This is a genomic window from Bradyrhizobium sp. F1.13.3 (genome assembly GCF_040548265.1).
GTDB lineage: Bacteria > Pseudomonadota > Alphaproteobacteria > Rhizobiales > Xanthobacteraceae > Bradyrhizobium.
Genome location: NZ_JBEPRI010000013.1, coordinates 1 through 17,100, shown reverse-complemented (window position 1 = coordinate 17,100; position 17,100 = coordinate 1). Strand labels below are relative to the sequence as shown.

At 56.3% G+C, this 17,100-nt stretch carries 18 protein-coding genes; 9 read left to right on the top strand and 9 right to left on the bottom strand.

From position 1 onward, the window contains the following. Positions 1 to 70: 70 nt before the first annotated feature. The 4 genes from ABIB66_RS29525 to ABIB66_RS29510 are packed head-to-tail and all read left to right on the top strand — an operon-like array spanning position 71 to position 3,900. The gene (locus ABIB66_RS29525; RefSeq protein ID WP_354211136.1) at positions 71 to 847 is read left to right on the top strand and encodes a methyltransferase domain-containing protein; all 777 of its coding nucleotides are present in this window, start codon (positions 71 to 73) and stop codon (positions 845 to 847) included. Further along, positions 844 to 1,815 (top strand): polysaccharide deacetylase family protein, encoded by a 972-nt coding sequence (locus ABIB66_RS29520; RefSeq protein WP_354256487.1) that lies wholly within the window; start codon positions 844 to 846, stop codon positions 1,813 to 1,815. The genes ABIB66_RS29525 and ABIB66_RS29520 overlap by 4 nt, the downstream gene beginning before the upstream one ends. Continuing rightward, entirely contained in the window at positions 1,812 to 2,663 is an 852-nt protein-coding gene (locus ABIB66_RS29515) for an ABC transporter permease (RefSeq protein WP_354211134.1), read from the top strand. The genes ABIB66_RS29520 and ABIB66_RS29515 overlap by 4 nt, the downstream gene beginning before the upstream one ends. A gap of 1 nt (position 2,664) precedes the next feature. Then, positions 2,665 to 3,900, top strand: a complete 1,236-nt coding sequence (locus tag ABIB66_RS29510) for an ABC transporter ATP-binding protein (protein ID WP_354211133.1) — start codon at positions 2,665 to 2,667, stop codon at positions 3,898 to 3,900. A 59-nt stretch (positions 3,901 to 3,959) separates the two neighbouring features. Here ABIB66_RS29510 and ABIB66_RS29505 read toward each other — a convergent pair whose 3' ends face one another. The 7 genes from ABIB66_RS29505 to ABIB66_RS29475 form a co-directional block, all read right to left on the bottom strand. Continuing rightward, complete coding sequence (locus ABIB66_RS29505; RefSeq protein ID WP_354211132.1) at positions 3,960 to 4,862, bottom strand: glycosyltransferase; 903 nt, start codon at positions 4,860 to 4,862, stop codon at positions 3,960 to 3,962. A gap of 276 nt (positions 4,863 to 5,138) precedes the next feature. Further along, the gene (locus ABIB66_RS29500) at positions 5,139 to 6,077 is read right to left on the bottom strand and encodes a glycosyltransferase family 2 protein (RefSeq protein ID WP_354211131.1); all 939 of its coding nucleotides are present in this window, start codon (positions 6,075 to 6,077) and stop codon (positions 5,139 to 5,141) included. Positions 6,078 to 6,087: 10 nt separating this feature from the next. Beyond that, on the bottom strand, positions 6,088 to 6,972 hold the full coding sequence (locus ABIB66_RS29495; RefSeq protein ID WP_354256485.1) for a glycosyltransferase family 2 protein: 885 nt from the start codon (positions 6,970 to 6,972) through the stop codon (positions 6,088 to 6,090). 118 nt (positions 6,973 to 7,090) lie between these two features. Continuing rightward, on the bottom strand, positions 7,091 to 8,239 hold the full coding sequence (locus tag ABIB66_RS29490; protein ID WP_354256483.1) for an NAD-dependent epimerase/dehydratase family protein: 1,149 nt from the start codon (positions 8,237 to 8,239) through the stop codon (positions 7,091 to 7,093). Positions 8,240 to 8,266: 27 nt separating this feature from the next. Then, positions 8,267 to 9,409, bottom strand: a complete 1,143-nt coding sequence (locus ABIB66_RS29485; protein WP_354256481.1) for a Gfo/Idh/MocA family protein — start codon at positions 9,407 to 9,409, stop codon at positions 8,267 to 8,269. Continuing rightward, positions 9,319 to 10,305: a glycosyltransferase gene (locus tag ABIB66_RS29480; RefSeq protein ID WP_354256479.1), complete on the bottom strand. Its 987-nt coding sequence runs from the start codon at positions 10,303 to 10,305 to the stop codon at positions 9,319 to 9,321. Before ABIB66_RS29480 ends, ABIB66_RS29485 begins: the two co-directional genes overlap by 91 nt. A gap of 7 nt (positions 10,306 to 10,312) precedes the next feature. Beyond that, entirely contained in the window at positions 10,313 to 11,326 is a 1,014-nt protein-coding gene (locus ABIB66_RS29475; protein ID WP_354211126.1) for a glycosyltransferase family 2 protein, read from the bottom strand. 297 nt (positions 11,327 to 11,623) lie between these two features. Here ABIB66_RS29475 and ABIB66_RS29470 point away from each other — a divergent pair, with 297 nt between their 5' ends. The 3 genes from ABIB66_RS29470 to ABIB66_RS29460 all read left to right on the top strand — a co-directional run bounded on the left by ABIB66_RS29470 (position 11,624) and on the right by ABIB66_RS29460 (position 14,039). After that, on the top strand, positions 11,624 to 12,544 hold the full coding sequence (locus tag ABIB66_RS29470) for a glycosyltransferase (RefSeq protein ID WP_354211125.1): 921 nt from the start codon (positions 11,624 to 11,626) through the stop codon (positions 12,542 to 12,544). Positions 12,545 to 12,568: 24 nt separating this feature from the next. Then, positions 12,569 to 13,546, top strand: coding sequence for a UDP-glucose 4-epimerase GalE (gene galE / locus ABIB66_RS29465; RefSeq protein ID WP_354256476.1), 978 nt, complete (start codon positions 12,569 to 12,571; stop codon positions 13,544 to 13,546). A gap of 169 nt (positions 13,547 to 13,715) precedes the next feature. Further along, on the top strand, positions 13,716 to 14,039 hold the full coding sequence (locus ABIB66_RS29460) for a hypothetical protein (RefSeq protein ID WP_354211123.1): 324 nt from the start codon (positions 13,716 to 13,718) through the stop codon (positions 14,037 to 14,039). Positions 14,040 to 14,076: 37 nt separating this feature from the next. Here the strand turns inward: ABIB66_RS29460 and ABIB66_RS29455 are convergent, their stop codons facing one another. Together ABIB66_RS29455 and ABIB66_RS29450 are read right to left on the bottom strand one after the other, a co-directional pair. Beyond that, positions 14,077 to 14,319, bottom strand: a complete 243-nt coding sequence (locus ABIB66_RS29455) for a hypothetical protein (protein WP_275172020.1) — start codon at positions 14,317 to 14,319, stop codon at positions 14,077 to 14,079. 71 nt (positions 14,320 to 14,390) lie between these two features. Then, positions 14,391 to 15,413, bottom strand: a complete 1,023-nt coding sequence (locus tag ABIB66_RS29450; RefSeq protein WP_354256473.1) for a hypothetical protein — start codon at positions 15,411 to 15,413, stop codon at positions 14,391 to 14,393. A 92-nt stretch (positions 15,414 to 15,505) separates the two neighbouring features. Here ABIB66_RS29450 and ABIB66_RS29445 point away from each other — a divergent pair, with 92 nt between their 5' ends. Together ABIB66_RS29445 and ABIB66_RS29440 are read left to right on the top strand one after the other, a co-directional pair. Continuing rightward, the gene (locus ABIB66_RS29445; protein ID WP_354211121.1) at positions 15,506 to 15,895 is read left to right on the top strand and encodes a hypothetical protein; all 390 of its coding nucleotides are present in this window, start codon (positions 15,506 to 15,508) and stop codon (positions 15,893 to 15,895) included. 658 nt (positions 15,896 to 16,553) lie between these two features. After that, the coding region (locus ABIB66_RS29440; RefSeq protein ID WP_354256470.1) for a cadherin-like domain-containing protein at positions 16,554 to 17,100 on the top strand (547 nt) is incomplete at its 3' end.

Sequence of the window (17,100 nt, the reverse complement as noted above, 5' to 3'; positions counted from 1 at the left end):
TTGCATTGGTATGCCCGGCATGGCCTGCCCCGCGCCTTGAGTCCGCGCAGCCGATATTGGATGATTGCCAATGAGCGTCTTGTCTGCGTTTCGTCGCTTCGCAAGATTCGGCCGCCGGCAATTGCAGCGTCTAATTGCAAAGGCTCCGGCGCCAATCGGTCAGCGGCTGTCGCGCCGCCTTTGGACACCTCCGTCAGGCACCATCGATTTCGGCGATTTCGGGCGAACCGAGCCGATCAGCGCCGATTTCGGCTTTGACAGGGGAGTGCCGATCGATCGCTACTTCGTCGAGATCTTCCTGGCCCGCAACGCCGCCAGGATCCGCGGCAGAGTCCTCGAAATCGGCGACAATGAGTATACGCTCCGGTTCGGCGGCAAGAAAGTCGAGAAAAGCGATGTTCTCCATGTCGACGCGGCGAATCCCATCGCTACCATTATCGGCGATCTCTCGATCCCAGGGACTTTGCCTGAACGAGCGTTCGATTGCATCGTCCTCACGCAAACCCTCCACCTGATTTTCGACATGCGGGGCGCGTTGGCGGAGCTTGCGGGGGCGCTCAAGCCGGGCGGAACGCTTCTTGTCACGGTGCCCGGAATTTCTCCAATCGATCGGGGAACATGGAGACATACGTGGTTCTGGTCGCTGACGGAGATCGCAATGGGACGATTGCTGGCGCCCGCCTTCGAGGAAAAGGATATCGAGGTCGAGACGTTCGGGAACGTTTTTGCGGCGGTCTGCTTCCTGCAAGGATTAGCGGTTTCAGAGGTGGCACAGGCCAAGCTGGACGTGCTCGACAAGTCCTTTCCGGTGATTGTTGCCGCCACGGCGAGGAGGCGACTCGAATGAGACTGCAGCAGCTAAGAAGGCTAAAGCGATCTATTGGACGCCAGATGTTCGGCGCTGATCCGATCATACTCATGTATCACCGCGTCGCAGACATCCCGGTTGACCCTTGGGGGCTAGCGGTGCACCCGATGCGCTTCGAGGAGCAGATCGCGCGTCTTAAGCGAACCCGGCGTGTTGTTCACCTGCACGACTTGCTTGAGCTGGAACGGAAGCGCACGCCATCGGACAAGCCGCTTGCGGCCATTACCTTCGACGACGGCTATCATGATGTCTATTTGAATGCGCGCCCCGTGTTGCAGCGGCATGACTGCCCCATGACGCTGTTCGTGACAACCGGGCTCATCGGCGCGAACGGGGAATTTTGGTGGGACGCTGTTGCGCGGGTCTTCCTTGAGATCGAGCACTTGCCGGAGAACCTCAAGCTGGAAATCTCGGGCAATGGATGCCGCTGGGCTGTGCCACCGTTCTCGGATCGCGAAGCGCGAGATCGGGTCTTTCGGGAAATATGGGGCCGCTTGCGAGCCCTTCCGCACGATAATCAGACGCAGCTCCTTGCGGAGATCGGCAGATGGTCGTCCTGTGATCTCGCGGCTCGAGAGATGCATCGGGCGATGACGGCTCAAGAAGTGCGGAATATTTCTGACGGTCTTATCGCGATCGGGGCTCACACGCTGACACATCCGACTTTGCCGGCGCACAGCGCGGACATTCAGTTCAAGGAGATCGCCGAATGCCGGCGCACCTGCGAAGAACTTGCGGGCACCACTGTGCGCTCCTTTGCCTACCCGTTCGGTGAGCATAACGATGCGACAGTGCGAGCGGTTCGAGAGGCCGGCTTTGATCTTGCCTGCACGGTGGAGGCCCGCGCTGTCAGACGAAATGACGACCCCCTGACGCTGCCGCGAATTTACGTGGGTGATTGGAAGGGCGACGAGTTCGAAAAGAGAATTGAGGATCCTTCTCTATGACCGGAAGCGCAAAGCGGATCACGATCATCAGGCGTAGGAGCGGCTGGTTCGACCTTAACCTGGGTCGCACTTGGGAACACCGTGATCTTCTGTTCCTCTTCGCCCTGCGCAACATCAAGGTTCGTCATAAGCAGACACTGCTTGGCCCTGGTTGGCTGTTCCTTCAGCCGCTCGTCTGGACGGCGGTCTTCACGGCCACCATCAGCGGCTTGGCCGGAGTGTCGACCGCAAATCAGCCAGCCCCTCTGTTCTACCTTTCGGGCCTCATCGTGTGGTCCTATTTCTCGCAGGTCATCTTCGCTACCAGTCAGGTTTTTATTGAGAACGAACACCTCTTTAACAAAGTCTACTTCCCTCGCATAATAGTTCCGTTGTCGTCTCTGATTTCCAGTGCAGCGGCGCTCCTGATTCAGTTCGCTATTGTCCTCGTTTTCCTTACGGCTTTCCAATGGATGGGAAAGACGGACGGGGTTTCATGGCGCATTCTCTTGTTTCCTCTGGTGGTGCTCCATCTCGCAGCGTTCTCGCTAGGGCTAGGGCTCGTTCTTGGAGCGTCGACGGCCAAGTATCGAGACTTGGGCTTCATGACGGCGTTCCTGGTCCAGGTGGCGATGTTCGTGACCCCGGTGCTCTATCCTTTCTCCGCTATCCCGGAGCAGTTCAGGGCGGTGGCGAGCCTTGCCAATCCGCTAGCTGCGATCGTTGAGGAGAGTCGCTGGTGCTTACTCGGCGAGTCGATGCTCACGCCCGGGCAGTTCCTTGCATCGCTTTTCACGACGGGTGTCGTTCTGGCGTTTGGCGTTCTGCTCTATCAGCGCGTTGAGCGCAATGTCATGGATACGATCTGAGATGCAGGACCGGCCGGCCATCGAAGTTCAAGGGCTCTCGAAGCGATATCGCCGCGGGGCCATTGGCATGAGTTCCCTGCGTGAAGAAGTCGCGCTGCTTCTTGCTCGCCGACGCGAACGGCGGGCGCGATCGAACGGCGAGTTCTACGCGTTGAAGGACGTCACGTTCTCCGTCCCGGTTGGGAGTGTTTGCGGAATAATCGGCCGCAATGGCTCGGGCAAGACGACGCTTCTCAAGGTGCTGACGTCGATTACCGAGCCGGAGGAGGGGGAGGCCAGACTGAGGGGACGCGTAGGCAGTCTGCTTGAAGTGGGCGCAGGCTTCCATCCTGAGCTCGATGGGATCGAAAATATTTATCTCAACGGTGCGATCCTCGGAATGAGCAAGTCCGAGATCACGTCGAAGCTGGATCGCATCATAGAATTCGCTGACATCGGCTCCGTCATGGAGACGCCCGTCAAGCGCTATTCCTCTGGAATGTATGTCCGCCTGGCTTTCGCAATCGCTGCGCATCTTGAGCCCGATATCCTTCTGGTGGATGAAGTCTTGGCGGTCGGGGATGCCGATTTCCAGCGCAAGTCTCTCGCCAAGATGAAGGATGCCGCAGGGGAGGGGCGAACCGTGGTGTTCGTGAGCCACAACATGGCCATGGTCCGGCAGCTCTGCGACATGGCGGTCTATCTGGAGGGCGGCCATCTGAAGCAGGTCGGCGCAGCCTCTCCCGTCATCGATGCCTATCTGCTGGACTTGACCCCTCGATCCGTCCACGGTGAACGGACTGGGACAGTCGAGCTTTGGGGAGAACTTCGCATTCTCGAACCATCATCCAAGACCGTATGCGATCATCTCAAATTCGGTGGGGACTACGATTTTGCGCTGCGGCTGGGAGCCAAGCAGTCGTTCAAGCGAGGCGTCGCACAGGTCGATATTTTCGATCAGGAGGGAGCTTTAATCTCGTCTCTCGAAAGCTTGGCCGAGGGCGTCGACCAGTTCGACATAACGCAGCCGGTCGAAGTCGTGTTTAATGTACGCTCGCTCTGCTTGCTGCCGGGGACTTACGTCGCGGGGTACTCGCTTTTTGCCTGGGGAGAGGATGAGCCAAGGCTATCGGCGGAGGCCTGCGTCAGCTTTGAGGTCGTCGCGGCGACCGTCAACGGTTCGTATTGGCCCTATCTAAGGGAGCATCATGGCATCGTGCGGCTGTCTCATTCAGCGGAATTGCGTGTTATCGACTAAACCAACACGCCGCAAACAAATCGGTTCGATCAGATCAGAGAAGCTCATCGTTTTCGCGGCTAGATAAATGATCGTAGATGATTCTTAATCTTGGACTTGACCCTCGATGTTATTATCTCAAGCGCGGCAGCGGGGGACATCGTCATCGCCTGCAGTGACATGCGGATAGATCTAATAGGCTTTGTTCCGAAAAGCTTGAAAGCATCCTCACTCAATTCGCTCGCATAATAGTCCTTCCAGAACCGTCTACCCTCTTGCACAGCGAGTTGGACATTCGCCGAGATGTTGCCGGTTAGCTGGCCATCTAATACCTTTAGCGCGGCTGCAAGCATCATCGGCCGATTCCTGGACATGTTGGCATTGTGCATTCGATACTCGGCTATGACATTGTCGTGCGAAACGAGTGGACCGATCTTAGCTAATCGCGCAAACAGCTCATAGTCTTCGCAAGCCAGCATAGCCTCGTTGAATCCATTAACCGCCGCAAGCCTGTCGCTTCTATAGATAACGGTTGCGTGCATACCAATAAAGTTGCCTATCCTGAGAAACTGAAGATACGGATCATCAAGCTTCGCAACGTAGTTTTTGCCGGAGATAATCTCACCAGCCGAATCTATATAGCGATAGGCGCCATAAGCCAGAACCGCCTCCGGATGCCTCGCCAGCATCCGCTCGCCTATCTCGAGGGCTCCTGACAGCAAACGATCGTCGGCGTCTAAGAAGGTAATGTAGTCCGATGCCGCAGCCGCTAGACCAGCGTTGCGAGCGGCTGCCAAACCGCGATTATCCTGCGCAATGAGTCGTACTTTTGGATGCCGTTCAACGACTGAAGCGGGATCGTCAGCCGATCCATCATCAACCACAATGATTTCGTCAGGAGGCCGCCTTTGGCGAAGACAGCTCTGGATAGACTCTTCTAAAAAGCGAGCCTGATTATAAGCAGTTATGATGACCGCGATCATCTGTGCGAGTAATCCCTTAGCGTCGGAATTCGTTGCGGCGAAGGCGCCGATAATCTGACGCGAGATTCAGGGGAGAATAATCTCATGACCAATAGCGCCAACATTGGTAGGGCGCCCTCTCAATTACCACAATGTAGATCTGGCCGAAAAGTGACTGCCATTCGGAACATCGGTCACATTAATTTTCGAAGTTCGAATGGTGCTACTTTCGGGCAGCCGATGACGAGCGGACATATTGCGGTGCAGATCGCGAGCAGTATTGGGCGGCTGTCTTCCTTATTGAGAGCGGATTAGCCTGTAAGCTTTCCTTAAGATGTGCCTTGGTTTTAACCTTTGGGCTAGCAAGTGGCCGGTTTCGGCGGCGAGGTCAATTCTATCCTGCAGGGTTATGGGAAAACGCGGTGCCAGACTGCGTGCAAATGCGAAACGTATCGACCTATCCAGCCGGGAAGTCATCAGGTCTGACTCGACGATATAGGCGTTAATCCATTCAAGAAAAATAACACGCGCAGGGTGAGGCTTCATGCGATCGTAATCCCCGGTTTCGGTGGCCCGGGCTGACGTGGAGTGGGCATGTTGCCGATACCGGCTGGTCGGGGTGTCGGTCACGAACGCTGGATAGCGCAGCAACAGTTTTACCAGGAGAGTCTGATCCTCATAGAGTTGGAACGATTCATGGAATCCTCCAACGGACTGCAAAGCCTCGCGACGGACCATGACTGCGCAAATGCAAGGAACCTGGGAGCGCTGACGAAGGATGACCTTGTCAAGCAGCTTTGGTGCTATGTGCAAACGGCCGGACTCGCCCGACATCTGCTCCGCCCAGTTGCGAGAAGGATCGTCGGAAAACCACCACAAGGTCGGTCCGTACGTCAACATCGCCTGGGGATTGGCTTCAAATACCTTTATATCCTTTTCAAGCTTTTCCGGTTCGAACAGGTCATCGCCATCAAGAAATGTGATAAACCTACCGCGCCCAATCCTCAATCCGGTGTTGCGAGCCGCTGCTGCGCCACGACCATCTGACCGAATGGGACAGATTCTCGAATCTTCTGCCGCGGCCGAGGTCGCGATTTCGAAGCTTCGATCGGACGATCCATCATCCACGATGATCATCTCCCAGTCGTCATACGTTTGCGCTCGCACGCTTTCGATCGCAGCAGATAGATATTGCTCGAGGTTACGAACGGGAGTGATGATGGAAATAGCCGGCATTAGCTTGGTATCAACTTGCGCAAGACGCCTTGTGTTTACGAAAGATGGATTTCAAATGCTCAGATGCCACCAGCCAGAATTGCTTGCGGATGAGTGACGCAACTAACTTAATAACCCTTGGATCTGGAGCTGATTTTCGAACGTATCTTTTGAACCAAAGCAGGAAACGTAGGCGGGTCCAAACATCTCGATTTTCTGCAGCAGAGATGGCGCCGGCACTTGAGCTGTGCTGACGGTACTTGAAAAGTACCTTCTCAGAGACGAAAAAGGGGGCAATTGATAGGGCCTTGGCAAAGAACACGGCGTCCTCGAACATGCCCTTGAAGGCAGGCTCGAACCCGCCAACCTCGTTCACCAGCGCTAGTCTACAAAGACAGCCGCTTGTGGTTGGGCTCTGGTAGATGTTTAGCAGTTGGGAAAGGAGCAGTGTGGGCGGATAATAAGTGTGATCTGGCGTTACCCCGAGCTCGTAAAAAAAATCTGCTTCTTTCGCCGTGCCTCCCTCCCATGAATGCCAAATGAGCGCTCTTCCGTAGGTCGCGCCTACACCAGGTTGCGCGTCAAGGACGGCGACCTGTACCATGAGCTTGTTAGGGAGCCACACGTCGTCAGCATCCAGAAAGGCGATGTAGTCGCCTCGCGCGTGCGAAAGTCCAAGGTTGCGCGTTGCGCTCATTCCATGATTCCCTCCATCGGCATGATGCAACGAACGAATGATATTGGGAAAGGTTTGGGCAAATCTCTGCGCGATTTCAAGACTTGAGTCTGTTGAACCGTCGTCGACGATAAGAAGCTCCCAATCGGCGAAACTTTGCGCTATTACGCTTTCGACCGCTTCGTTTAGGAACTTCTCTCCGTTGTAGACGATAATAATGCAGCTGACCTTGGGAGCCATAAGTCTCAACACCCCTAACTCCTGACGGCGCGTTTCGGCCTAGCGAGTCTCGCTATCAGCTCAGATAGATCGACATGTCCGCCCTGAAAAGACTCATCAAATCCGAATCTGTTAGGTTTTACGAGCGCGAGATCAGGTCGATCGGTGATAGGCTAGCAGATGCTTGCCGAGCGGCTCTGGCGTAGCTCGACGTGCCCTTAACCGGGTAACCAGCAAAACCAAGCCACTCGACCGATCGCCGGCAGCCCTCTTCGAAGGTTATAGGGGGGCAATAATCCAATTCGCGTTGGGCGCGAGCGTAGGGAGGCCGGCATGACGAGGTGTGCAACAACGCGCGCTCTAGCGTAACGGGATAAGAGGTTTGGCTTTCCGTCCTGAGAGGCTGACGCATCTCACGGAGGGCCGCCTTCACGGCTGCTCGTGCCGGGCGCGGAACAAGCCAGCGCAGGCTTCGAAAGAGATTCGTTGCCCGCAGCCTCTGCGCTATTGAGGGGCGCTCATCCATAACGTCTGCCATCTTTGGCGTTGGTAAATCGCCGAGATCGTAACCCAGCGCCTCGCAGATTGGAAGATAGAGGTCTCGCCACGTGACTGTTTCCGCATCCCCCAAAAGAAAAGCCTTGCCATCGGCATTCGGCGCAACCAGCGCCAACTTGATCGCGTGGACAAGATTGTCCACGTAGATCGAATTGCATACGCCCCACCCACCTTCGGTAAGGTATGCCGTGCCATTTAGAATCTCGTCTGCGACACCACCGGTCCATTGCGACCGCGGGCCAAAGACAATGCCGGGCCGCAATATGACGACTTCGACCGGACCAACCTTGCGTAGTTGCTCAAGCTTTTGCTCCGCAACGACTTTCGCCTTGTTGTAAGCAAGCGGCTGTCGTCTGGAGAGAGGCGTCGTCTCGTTTACGTCACTTGCCGGCGCCTGCCCGTGAACAGAGGCCGAGCTGAGATAAATCAGCCGTCTCACGTTCGATTTCATTGCCGCGCGATAGACAGGCTCTACAGAGCGGACGATCGTCTCCGGAGGACCTGCTATTGCCATGATGACACTGTCACAGCCTTCAAAGGCAGAAGTCAGAGATTCCGTATCGAGGGCATCAGCGACACGAACCGGAAGATCAAAACGTCGTGGCAGCGCAGCTCGCGAGGGTCGCTGGACGACGGGGCGCACATGCACGCCACCATCGCGTTGAAACATCTCGACGGTTCGATTGCCGATAAATCCGCTCGCACCTAAAATTGCGATCTCTCGCATCATTCCGCATCCAAATTCGCGTGCTTGCGTTTAAAGCATCCAGCCGGCAGACATTGGAACCCGTGTTGCATAGCATCCTTCGATGAGTTTTAAAGTGGCGAGGGCGTCAGCTCCGGAAACAATTTCCGCTTGCCCGGTTAGAGCCGCAATCGTTGCCTCCAGCTGCGAATCGAAGGCGAACTCAAAATCCCGACCGGCGGACCCAAGGGCAGGTTCAATGCCCTGGTTGGTCGGATGGTAAAGGAGCACCTCAGCGGCCGAACTAGCCCCATGAAGGCCGACGGCAAAGCTTCTGGCCTCGTTTGCGGTCCATGTGAGCCAGCCCTTGGTTGCCCGAATAAAATAACGATTGGGTCGTGCCCAATCCCGGCTGAGTCGGATATTCGCGTCAAAGTTGCGGAACCTTAGAACAATTCGGCAATTTACCTCGACTCCACCCATGGAGTCGTCTTCGTAGACGGCGGAAAGCGGTTCGCCGAACCACCACCGGAGGAGGTCAAGAACATGTGTGCCGATGTCCAACAGTACACCCCCGCCACTCTGGTGCCGGGTAAAATACTCCGGAGATGCCACAGGCCAATCGAAGGGGCCTCCCTCAAAAATGTCAATGGAGGTCACGTCCCCGAGGAACTTGGAGTGAAGCAATTCCCGTATCGACCGGGTAGCCGCAAACCGACGGCGCATTAGCCCGACGGACAGTAATCGGTTGCATCTAGCTGCGGTTTCGACCATGAGTTGGCCGTCCTTGGCACTCATCGCAAGCGGCTTCTCACAATGGACCGCGATGCCCGATTCCAGTGCGTCAATGGCCTGTTGCGGATGAAATTCCGGCGGTGACGCGAGGATTATCAATTCGGTCGATTTACCTAGCAGGTCGCCGTAGGATGACACCTTTCTTGGCCCCGTGAAGTTCTTTGCAAAGATGCCCGCGGCTTTCAGATCCGGATCAAAGACCGCTTCAACATGGAGGCGACCAGCTGCCTGGAGCCGCCGTAAAGCCGGCGCGTAGTATAGACGAGAAACTGCACCGCAGCCTGCCACGGCCACTCGCACTGGCGAAGAATACATGGCTGGCGCGGTTATCATTTGCTGCTCACCGTTCTGCGTCTCTTCGAAAAGAGCCGACAGAAGCGCATCAGGATTCTTGGGGAGCAGCTTAGCCGCAGCGCGCACTTGAGATGGGCATCCATTGCTTCAATATCGCCTCGCAACCAAAACTCTTCTGCTGTCGTCAAAGCCACGCTGGCATAAATATTCCGAGCGCGACGTGCCGCATAGCGAAATTGCTTCGGCAGGTAGCCACGGAATATCGCGATGGCCTGTCGCGAATATTCCAACTCCTGTGCCAGCCTTCTGTGTCGGCCCGTATTCGAGTCCTCGTGCATCCGATAGCTTGCTAGTAGCCGCGGCTCGTACCAGACCTTGTATTGAGCGGCGATCCTGACCCACATTTCCCAGTCTTCACTGCATATTAGCCTCTCGTCGAAGGCGCCCAGGTGCTCGTACACCGTACGACGCACGGCTATCGAAGGCGTGGTGATTCGTTGCTCTTCTGCAAGACGAGCCAGCCCATTTTCGAGGCAGCCCGCCTCGACTCGTTCCAATGCCGAAGACGACCTGAAACGACTTTCCGAGTCTACAAAAGCATGACGGCAAAAAGCCGCTCCTACGTTTTGATCAGCGTTAAACCCTCGTTCAAGAGCCGCATAGAACCCTGGCGACACGAAATCGTCCCCATGAAGAAGGTGTACTAGGTGGCCTCGAGCGCGATTCAGACAAGTCTCGAAATTTCGAATATGTCCGACGTTCGCAGGTTGGCGATAAAATGTTACGCGCCCTTTTCCCAGGCGCCGAACTATCTCGGCGGGATCATCTCTTGTTGATGCATCGTCAACCACCTCGATCTGCATCTGCGCGATGCCCGAGTCCTGGTCCAGAACACTTCGTAATGTTTGCTCGAGAAAACGCCCACTGTTGAATGTCGGAACTATGATCGACCAAGTCGGCCGCGGCTCGCCATCTGTGATCGGAAGGACGCGCGGTCGAAAGATCGAGGCAGGACCAAGCAAGCTATCGCTAATGTAGTCCTCCCATGGCAAGACGAATGGCTAGCCGGCACGCGTCGACCCACGTGACGGAGCGTCCGATACCCCCTCCTTTCACGCTTCGCCAAAGGCAATCCCATCCTAACCGAAACTGCCCGTTCCCTGCGTAAACCGTTGCCCAATCAAAAAAATACCGCGAGCAACCTTCCCGAGCGAAAGCCCCTCGTGAGGCACCTCCAGTCTTTCCCATCCTGCGATAGAAGCATGAGGTCCGATCCATTTTTTCATGGCTCGAAAGGGCTGAATATTCGCTACTCGGATGCTGCCGATAAGCTCCGACAATTTCGTCTGCGAACGCGATTGGCCCGTGCTCCGCGCAAAGGATGTAGAGTGACCAATCCGTGATGGGGAACAATGCGTCATACCAGCTGCCCAGACCTTCGAGACACGCGCGGCGAAGCATGCCGGCGCAGGTGGCAAATGGGTTGCCTTCCCAGATCTCTTTCAAAGTAAACATCTTCGGTAGATCAGGTCTGGTCCAGCGACGCTTGGCGGGAAACCCATCCTCGATCAGGGCGTTGTGAAAAACAGCGGAGTAACGCGGGTTGGCATCGAGAAAATTTGCCTGTTGCTCGAGCTTATCATTCTCCAGCCAGTAATCGTCACCGTCTAAAATGCAAACATAACGTCCCGCCGCATTCCTTATCGCTCTGGCAACCACTTCATTTGTACGAATGTTCCGTTCCGAAAGCATTAAGCGAATGCGCTTGTCACGCCTTGCATAGCTTTTTACAATATCGCGCGTGCGGTCCGTGGACCTGTCTTCGCTGATGATTACCTCGAGAAGGCGATCTGTCGACTGCGCCAGTACACTCTCGATTGCTTGCGCAATGAAGCTTTCGTGGTTGTAGGTAACAACGATGACGCTGATATCGGCCGGACGCGCTTGCCCAAGCGTATCTTCAAGATGTCCCGCGCCGCAATTATTATTCGCCATACTGTTTGAACGCAAAGACTGTGAGAATTTAGCGCCGCTGGGATTCACACTTCCAGCTCCTTACGCTCCCTTAGGTCCGGATGCTCGCGAGACGCACCGTCCGTTGATTGCACTGTCCGTCCAAAGATAGGCGATGCGAGCCCGAGATTTCAACCCTCGTGAGGGTCGCAAGACGGGGGTGAGCCGCTGATTAACAATAATAACTACCGCTAACGGACCCAGTTGGGGCCAAGTATGCGTGCGCTTGCGGAAGCGCGATGGAATATGCTCTTCTACGTTTTTGGGGATGTGCGGCCGGGAGGCTGATGGTTTGTGACCCGGCCTTGCCGGTCACGGACGAGGTTCATGACCAGTTCAATCGCACTCGTAATAAATACCTATCAGCAGGCTCACTTCTTGCCCGCGTCAATCGAAAGCGCGCTTGCGCAGACCGTGCCGTTTGACGAGATCATCGTCGTGGATGACGGATCAACGGACGATCCGGCTTCCGTCGTGGCCCGTTATCCATGCGTCAGGCTGGTCACGCAGCATAATGCGGGACTTGCGGCGGCACGCAATACCGGGCTCATTGCAGCGTCGTCATCCTACGTCGTTTTTCTCGATGCCGATGATCTTCTGATGCCCAATGCGGTACGGGCAGGCCTAGCCTGCCATGCCCTTAGTCCATGCATAGGCCTGGCCTATGGCGCGCACCGCCGCGTGGGACCTCAAGGCGAGCCGCTCGGTGAAGACGTTTATTCGGACATCGGCCCCGACGCTTTTCGCGCCTTTTTGACGGGTAACGCCATTGGCATGCATGCCACCGTTATCTATGATCGGCAGAAACTGTGCGACATCGGGGGGTTCGACGTGTCCTTGCCTCGTTGTGAGGACTATGATGTCTATTTCCGCATGGCGGCGAGACATCGAATCCGTTCTCACCCTGAGGTCGTTGCGCTCTATCGTTGGCACGGGCAGAACATGTCCGCAGATCCGTCCGTCATGCTGAAATGGGTGCTCCGCATCAACGACCGCCAAAGGCCCCGTACGTTGGGCACGCCTCTACTGGAGGAAGATCGTCTGCTTGGACGACGGATTTGGGTCCGATACTATGGGGATGAGATCGCTGTTGATCTGAGACGCAATTGGCACTCGAAAGACGCACGTCGCTTGGCTGCACGAGGCTTTCGTTTTGCGAAGATCGCCGTCCTCGAAGTGGGCCGATGGTTGATCCATCGGATTAGACGTCTGTATGGGGCTCGCGCAGAATCGCCCTACTTCCACTGAAGACCGCCGACGGGAACATCGCACATGCCAATACTGGTCACGGGAGGAGCAGGCTACATCGGCAGCCAAACAGTTCTGGACCTTACTGACGCTGGCGAAGCCGTCGTCGTGCTCGACGACCTGTCCACTGGCTTTGAAGCTGCTGTGTCTCGGAATGCCCGTTTGGTTGTTGGAGACGTAGGCGACATGACGCTGGTGTCTCGCCTTATTGCCGAACACAATGTCGATGCGATTATGCACTTCGCCGGCTCGATCGTCGTTCCTGACTCGGTCGCAGACCCGCTTCGCTACTATCGGAACAACACCAGCAAGACACGAGCCCTGATCGAGGCCGCTGTCGCGGGTAGAGTGCCGCATTTTATCTTCTCGTCAACTGCGGCTATCTATAGCTGCGAGGGATTGCGACCCGTCGATGAAGGCGGTCTAATTCGACCGCAATCGCCCTACGGACGATCCAAGCTGATGTCGGAGTGGATGCTCGAAGATGTTTCCAGAGTGCATCCAATCAGCTACGCGGTCCTGCGATACTTCAATGTAGCGGGAGCCGATCCGCAGAGAGGCATCGGACAGTCGACGCGAGGCGCTAGTCACCTGATCAAGGCGGCAAGCGAGGCAGCGATTGGTAAAAGGCCGTTCGTCGAGGTATTCGGGACTGACTATCCCACTTCAGATGGGACCTGCGTTCGCGACTATATCCATGTTAAGGATCTAGCTGACGCTCACCGACTTGCGTTGGCACGTCTAAGAAATGGTGTAGGAAATATAATTGCGAATTGCGGCTATGGCCGCGGCTATTCTGTGCTGGAGGTCCTACACGCCGTTGAACAGTTATCAGGGAAGAAGCTCGACATTCGCAAGGCGGCGCGGCGGCCAGGTGATCCGGCTAGACTCATCGCAGATCCCCGCGTCGCAATCTCGCAACTAGACTGGAGACCAAAGTTCGACAGTCTGGAGGCGATCATCGGGAGTGCATTGGAGTGGGAGCTTGCACGATCATACTAACCACTAGAGTATTTTTTGACAGACGAAGCGTGGCCGAGGTGACGCCGTTCCAGATCCGACCACGTCATCCAGCGCGCAGTGGACCGGTGCAGATCAGCCCAAGAAGCCTTTCATGACCCCACTTATCCGATTGAGAGTAGGTGTGTTTCTAATCCAGACGATAATGGGGGTGTCGACCGAAGTCTCTGCAGGGGGCGTGTGCATCCTCCACCCGCAGCCATTCAAGCTGCGATCTGACACTGTGCGCTGGTCAATGACGGTGAAAGCCGGCGCCCAATGCATCCAAGGGCTGCGCTGGTCGACATTGATGATCGACAAGATAGCAATCATCGAAGTGCCGAAATCGGGTCGTTTAGTTCTGGGTGGCCCATCGTTCCGCTATATCGCCGACGTAATTGAAAAAGGCTCCGATCATTTCCGCTTATCAATCAGCGGCAGCTCGCTTGGTGCTGATGGAACGTCCGTGATCGAAGTCGAAGTCAAGCTTGAGTGAAATTGGCCCAGACCACCATTCGCGATCTCTCAGCTATCTAGCGCGGCACATTGGTTCGGTTGCTGTTGGCGTTGGGATTCGACGAAGCCGCGGGTGGCACTCCCTGGCCAATCGGGTTCTGAAACGGATTGTTGCTGGGCTGCGTCGCCACCGGCGGTCGGGTTCCAGCAGTAGAGCCTTGTGTGCGGACTGACGTATTCTTCTGCTGCGTCCCTTGCGCAAAGGCCGGTGCGGCGAGAGATAAAATAAGCGGCAAGATCGCAAATAGTTTCGGTTTCATCGGAATCTCCCTCGTTTGGGCCACTCAATCGTCCCCCACTAAGCTAGGCATCGGCGGGCATATTTGAAGGGCTACGGCTTCTTGCAGGCCGAGTAAAAGGTGCCGTTTGTAGTGACAACCCGCTCGATGCACTGCCTGGAATCGGCAATCTCGCCAGCGACGCTGAAGTAATAGGCCTGGTTCTTGAGGATCAGCGCGTAATTGCCCGGTGGGAGTTCCAGCCCTGGATCCTCACTGTGGACCTCGTACATCTCGGAATTCTCGGGCACCGGAGAAACCCGGTATGGATACGAGAAATTTCTTATAACCCAGACATCATCCTCGCCGGGCCGTTTTCCAGCAGCTTCGCTGGAAAATTCCCGCGTGATCTTTGCGATCACGCGCACCTCGGCTCGCTCCAAAATGTTCGTCGCCACATCGCGACGAAACACCAGGAACTTGGGGTGTCCATTCGGGAGGCTTGCACTCCTGGGAAGCTTGAACGCGGCCGAAACGGCGATCCGGACGTCAGGCGGGCGTCCGGGCAGCAGCTGCAATTCAGTAAATGAGCTCTCGCCGATCGCGTAAATGCCGTACTCCCTCGGAAGCAGCGAACCCGGCTGCGGGGCAGCAGGTTTCGGCGGTAAGTTCGCGCTCGGCGAGGGCGACGCCTCAGGTGCCGGCGGCGACGTGGATTTTCCATAGTTCTGAACCACCTGTCCAAGCGAGCCAAGGCGCTCGCGTTGAGAGACCACCGCAACAGTCAATGAAGCGACCAACAGCACGACGGCTGTGCGCTTGGCGGTAGTCCAGAAAAGGCGATGCCGCTGTTCAGCAACGGATTTGAACCCCAGCCGGGCGGCAAAGGGAGGTGTTGTGCGAGGGGAATACGGGACCGCCATGGGCGCCTCAAACTGCGGGGCCATAGATGGTGCCGGAAAAATCTGCTCCTGCGAGAATTGCTCGACACCGCGAATGGCAGCTTCAAGCGCCAATTCGGCCTGCTTCATCTCGGCCGGACCAGAACTGCCGAGTTGCTCTTGAAGCTTGTGGCGCGCGAGATCGTAAACAGTCCGGCGCATCAGCTCCGGGTCGCTCTTAACGGTATCGATCATGCGCGCGATGACGAGCGCAAACTGGACCTCAGACCCGGTCTGTTCTCCTTCGTCTAGGCGGGGCACTCGCAAATCACGGGACGACATACGGTTTGGGTACCCGCCGATGGATCATTTACTATTATAATCCGGTGTTTCAAAATTCTCAAAAGAAACTAGTGTACGGCGCATTAGCCGAGGGGACTGAAAGTGTCAGCACCCATTCGGCAGGGAGGGGCATTGTGCGCATCAGATTAACCCCCGGCTTCGCGGCCTCCATTTTTCTCTGTTCACTTTTTGGTTCGGCCACTAGTCCGGCATCTGCGATCACTGTCGAGGTCGCCAAAAGGTGCGGCGCTCTCGCGGCAAAGCAGTTTCCGCTTCGCGAACCGGGCAATCCCGCAGCGGGCAGTGCCAAGGGCAGCGGCAAGGATCAGCGGGCTTTCTTCAACAAGTGCGTCGCCAACGGCGGCAAGGTTGAGGATGGGAGCACCGAGAAATAGCAGCGAAAGGGTCGTCGCTGGGGGAGCGCCTCGTCGCCTCTAACCGTCGCTCTTTGGGGAGCTGGCCGGGTGAGCTGGCTCGGGAACATTGCCGTCCTTGCCCATGCATTCCTTGAAGTAGGTCTGACGATCTGCCGTTCCGGGGGCCGAGCCGGGTCGTTTGTAGGGATACGCCAGATAAGAAAAGCGCATGCATTTGCGTGCAGCGTCGGCACTCGGACCGGCAACGGCGCTTGTACCGTAGCTCACTGTCAGCGCCACGACTGACGCCCCTAGCACCCAGATCGGATTTTGAACATACATTGTGCCATACCCGCTGCTCGGACCAATTCTTTTAGAAGTGCTGCTCCGCTAATGCGAAATATGACATTGCGCGTCAAGCAGAGGTTTCCAATTGCGCTGTTGTTGACTTCGAAGGAGCGGTCACCTGAAACTCCCATAATGCTCCAGAGCATCTGCTCCAGGCCAATTCCTGCTGTAGTGCGCGCAGAACTCATATCCGTAATTTCCCGGGCCTCTGCTTCTAGATGAGCAAGAATTTAGGGGGCCGTTAAGTGTATCGGTCGTCCTCGCGCACATCATTCAACTTGTTGGCTTCCTGCTAAGTTCGGATTGAGGGGCATTTGATTGCTTGCTGCATGAAAAAGGGCAAGCAGTCATGGCAAAACAAACCAAATTGAGCGGCGCTTACACGAGTGTGCTTTCTGGAACGTCTGGCGCCGACATTCTTTTTGGGGGCGCTGGAAATGACCTCCTCACGGGAGGGGCGGGACGTGACACATTCGTCGTCTCGAAAGGTTATGGTTCCGACACGATTGCGGACTTCGCTGCCGGAGTAGGCGGCGATGTATTGCGAGTTGCGAACTACGGCTTTTCAAGCTTTTCCGTCTTCAAAGCCGCTAGCAAGCAGGTGGGGACGGACGTCGTTGTAAAATTGTCAAACAGCGAAACGGTTACGGTGAAGAATGTGAAGCTGTCGGCACTTGTGGCGGACAACGTGAGTTTCGACAGCTCGGTTGCCACCAACGCTGCACCGGTGGCTAAACCGGTGACGCTGGCGGCGGGGGCCGAGGATACCAGCTACTCCATCAGCGCGACCACCCTGCTGGCGGGGGTCACGGACGTCGACAGCGCCTCGCTGTCGATCACCGCGGTGAGCATCGCAAGCGGCGGCGGCAGCCTGGTCAACAACGGCAACGGCACCT

Excerpts from the sequence above, each read along its gene's own strand:
- ABIB66_RS29525 (WP_354211136.1), top strand. The coding sequence starts at position 71 with ATGAGCGTCTTGTCTGCGTTTCGTCGCTTCGCAAGATTCGGCCGCCGG.
- ABIB66_RS29520 (WP_354256487.1), top strand. The coding sequence starts at position 844 with ATGAGACTGCAGCAGCTAAGAAGGCTAAAGCGATCTATTGGACGCCAG.
- ABIB66_RS29515 (WP_354211134.1), top strand. The coding sequence starts at position 1,812 with ATGACCGGAAGCGCAAAGCGGATCACGATCATCAGGCGTAGGAGCGGC.
- ABIB66_RS29510 (WP_354211133.1), top strand. The coding sequence starts at position 2,665 with ATGCAGGACCGGCCGGCCATCGAAGTTCAAGGGCTCTCGAAGCGATAT.
- ABIB66_RS29505 (WP_354211132.1), bottom strand. The coding sequence starts at position 4,862 with ATGATCGCGGTCATCATAACTGCTTATAATCAGGCTCGCTTTTTAGAA.
- ABIB66_RS29500 (WP_354211131.1), bottom strand. The coding sequence starts at position 6,077 with ATGCCGGCTATTTCCATCATCACTCCCGTTCGTAACCTCGAGCAATAT.
- ABIB66_RS29495 (WP_354256485.1), bottom strand. The coding sequence starts at position 6,972 with ATGGCTCCCAAGGTCAGCTGCATTATTATCGTCTACAACGGAGAGAAG.
- ABIB66_RS29490 (WP_354256483.1), bottom strand. The coding sequence starts at position 8,239 with ATGATGCGAGAGATCGCAATTTTAGGTGCGAGCGGATTTATCGGCAAT.
- ABIB66_RS29470 (WP_354211125.1), top strand. The coding sequence starts at position 11,624 with ATGACCAGTTCAATCGCACTCGTAATAAATACCTATCAGCAGGCTCAC.
- galE (WP_354256476.1), top strand. The coding sequence starts at position 12,569 with ATGCCAATACTGGTCACGGGAGGAGCAGGCTACATCGGCAGCCAAACA.
- ABIB66_RS29455 (WP_275172020.1), bottom strand. The coding sequence starts at position 14,319 with ATGAAACCGAAACTATTTGCGATCTTGCCGCTTATTTTATCTCTCGCC.
- ABIB66_RS29450 (WP_354256473.1), bottom strand. The coding sequence starts at position 15,413 with ATGATCGATACCGTTAAGAGCGACCCGGAGCTGATGCGCCGGACTGTT.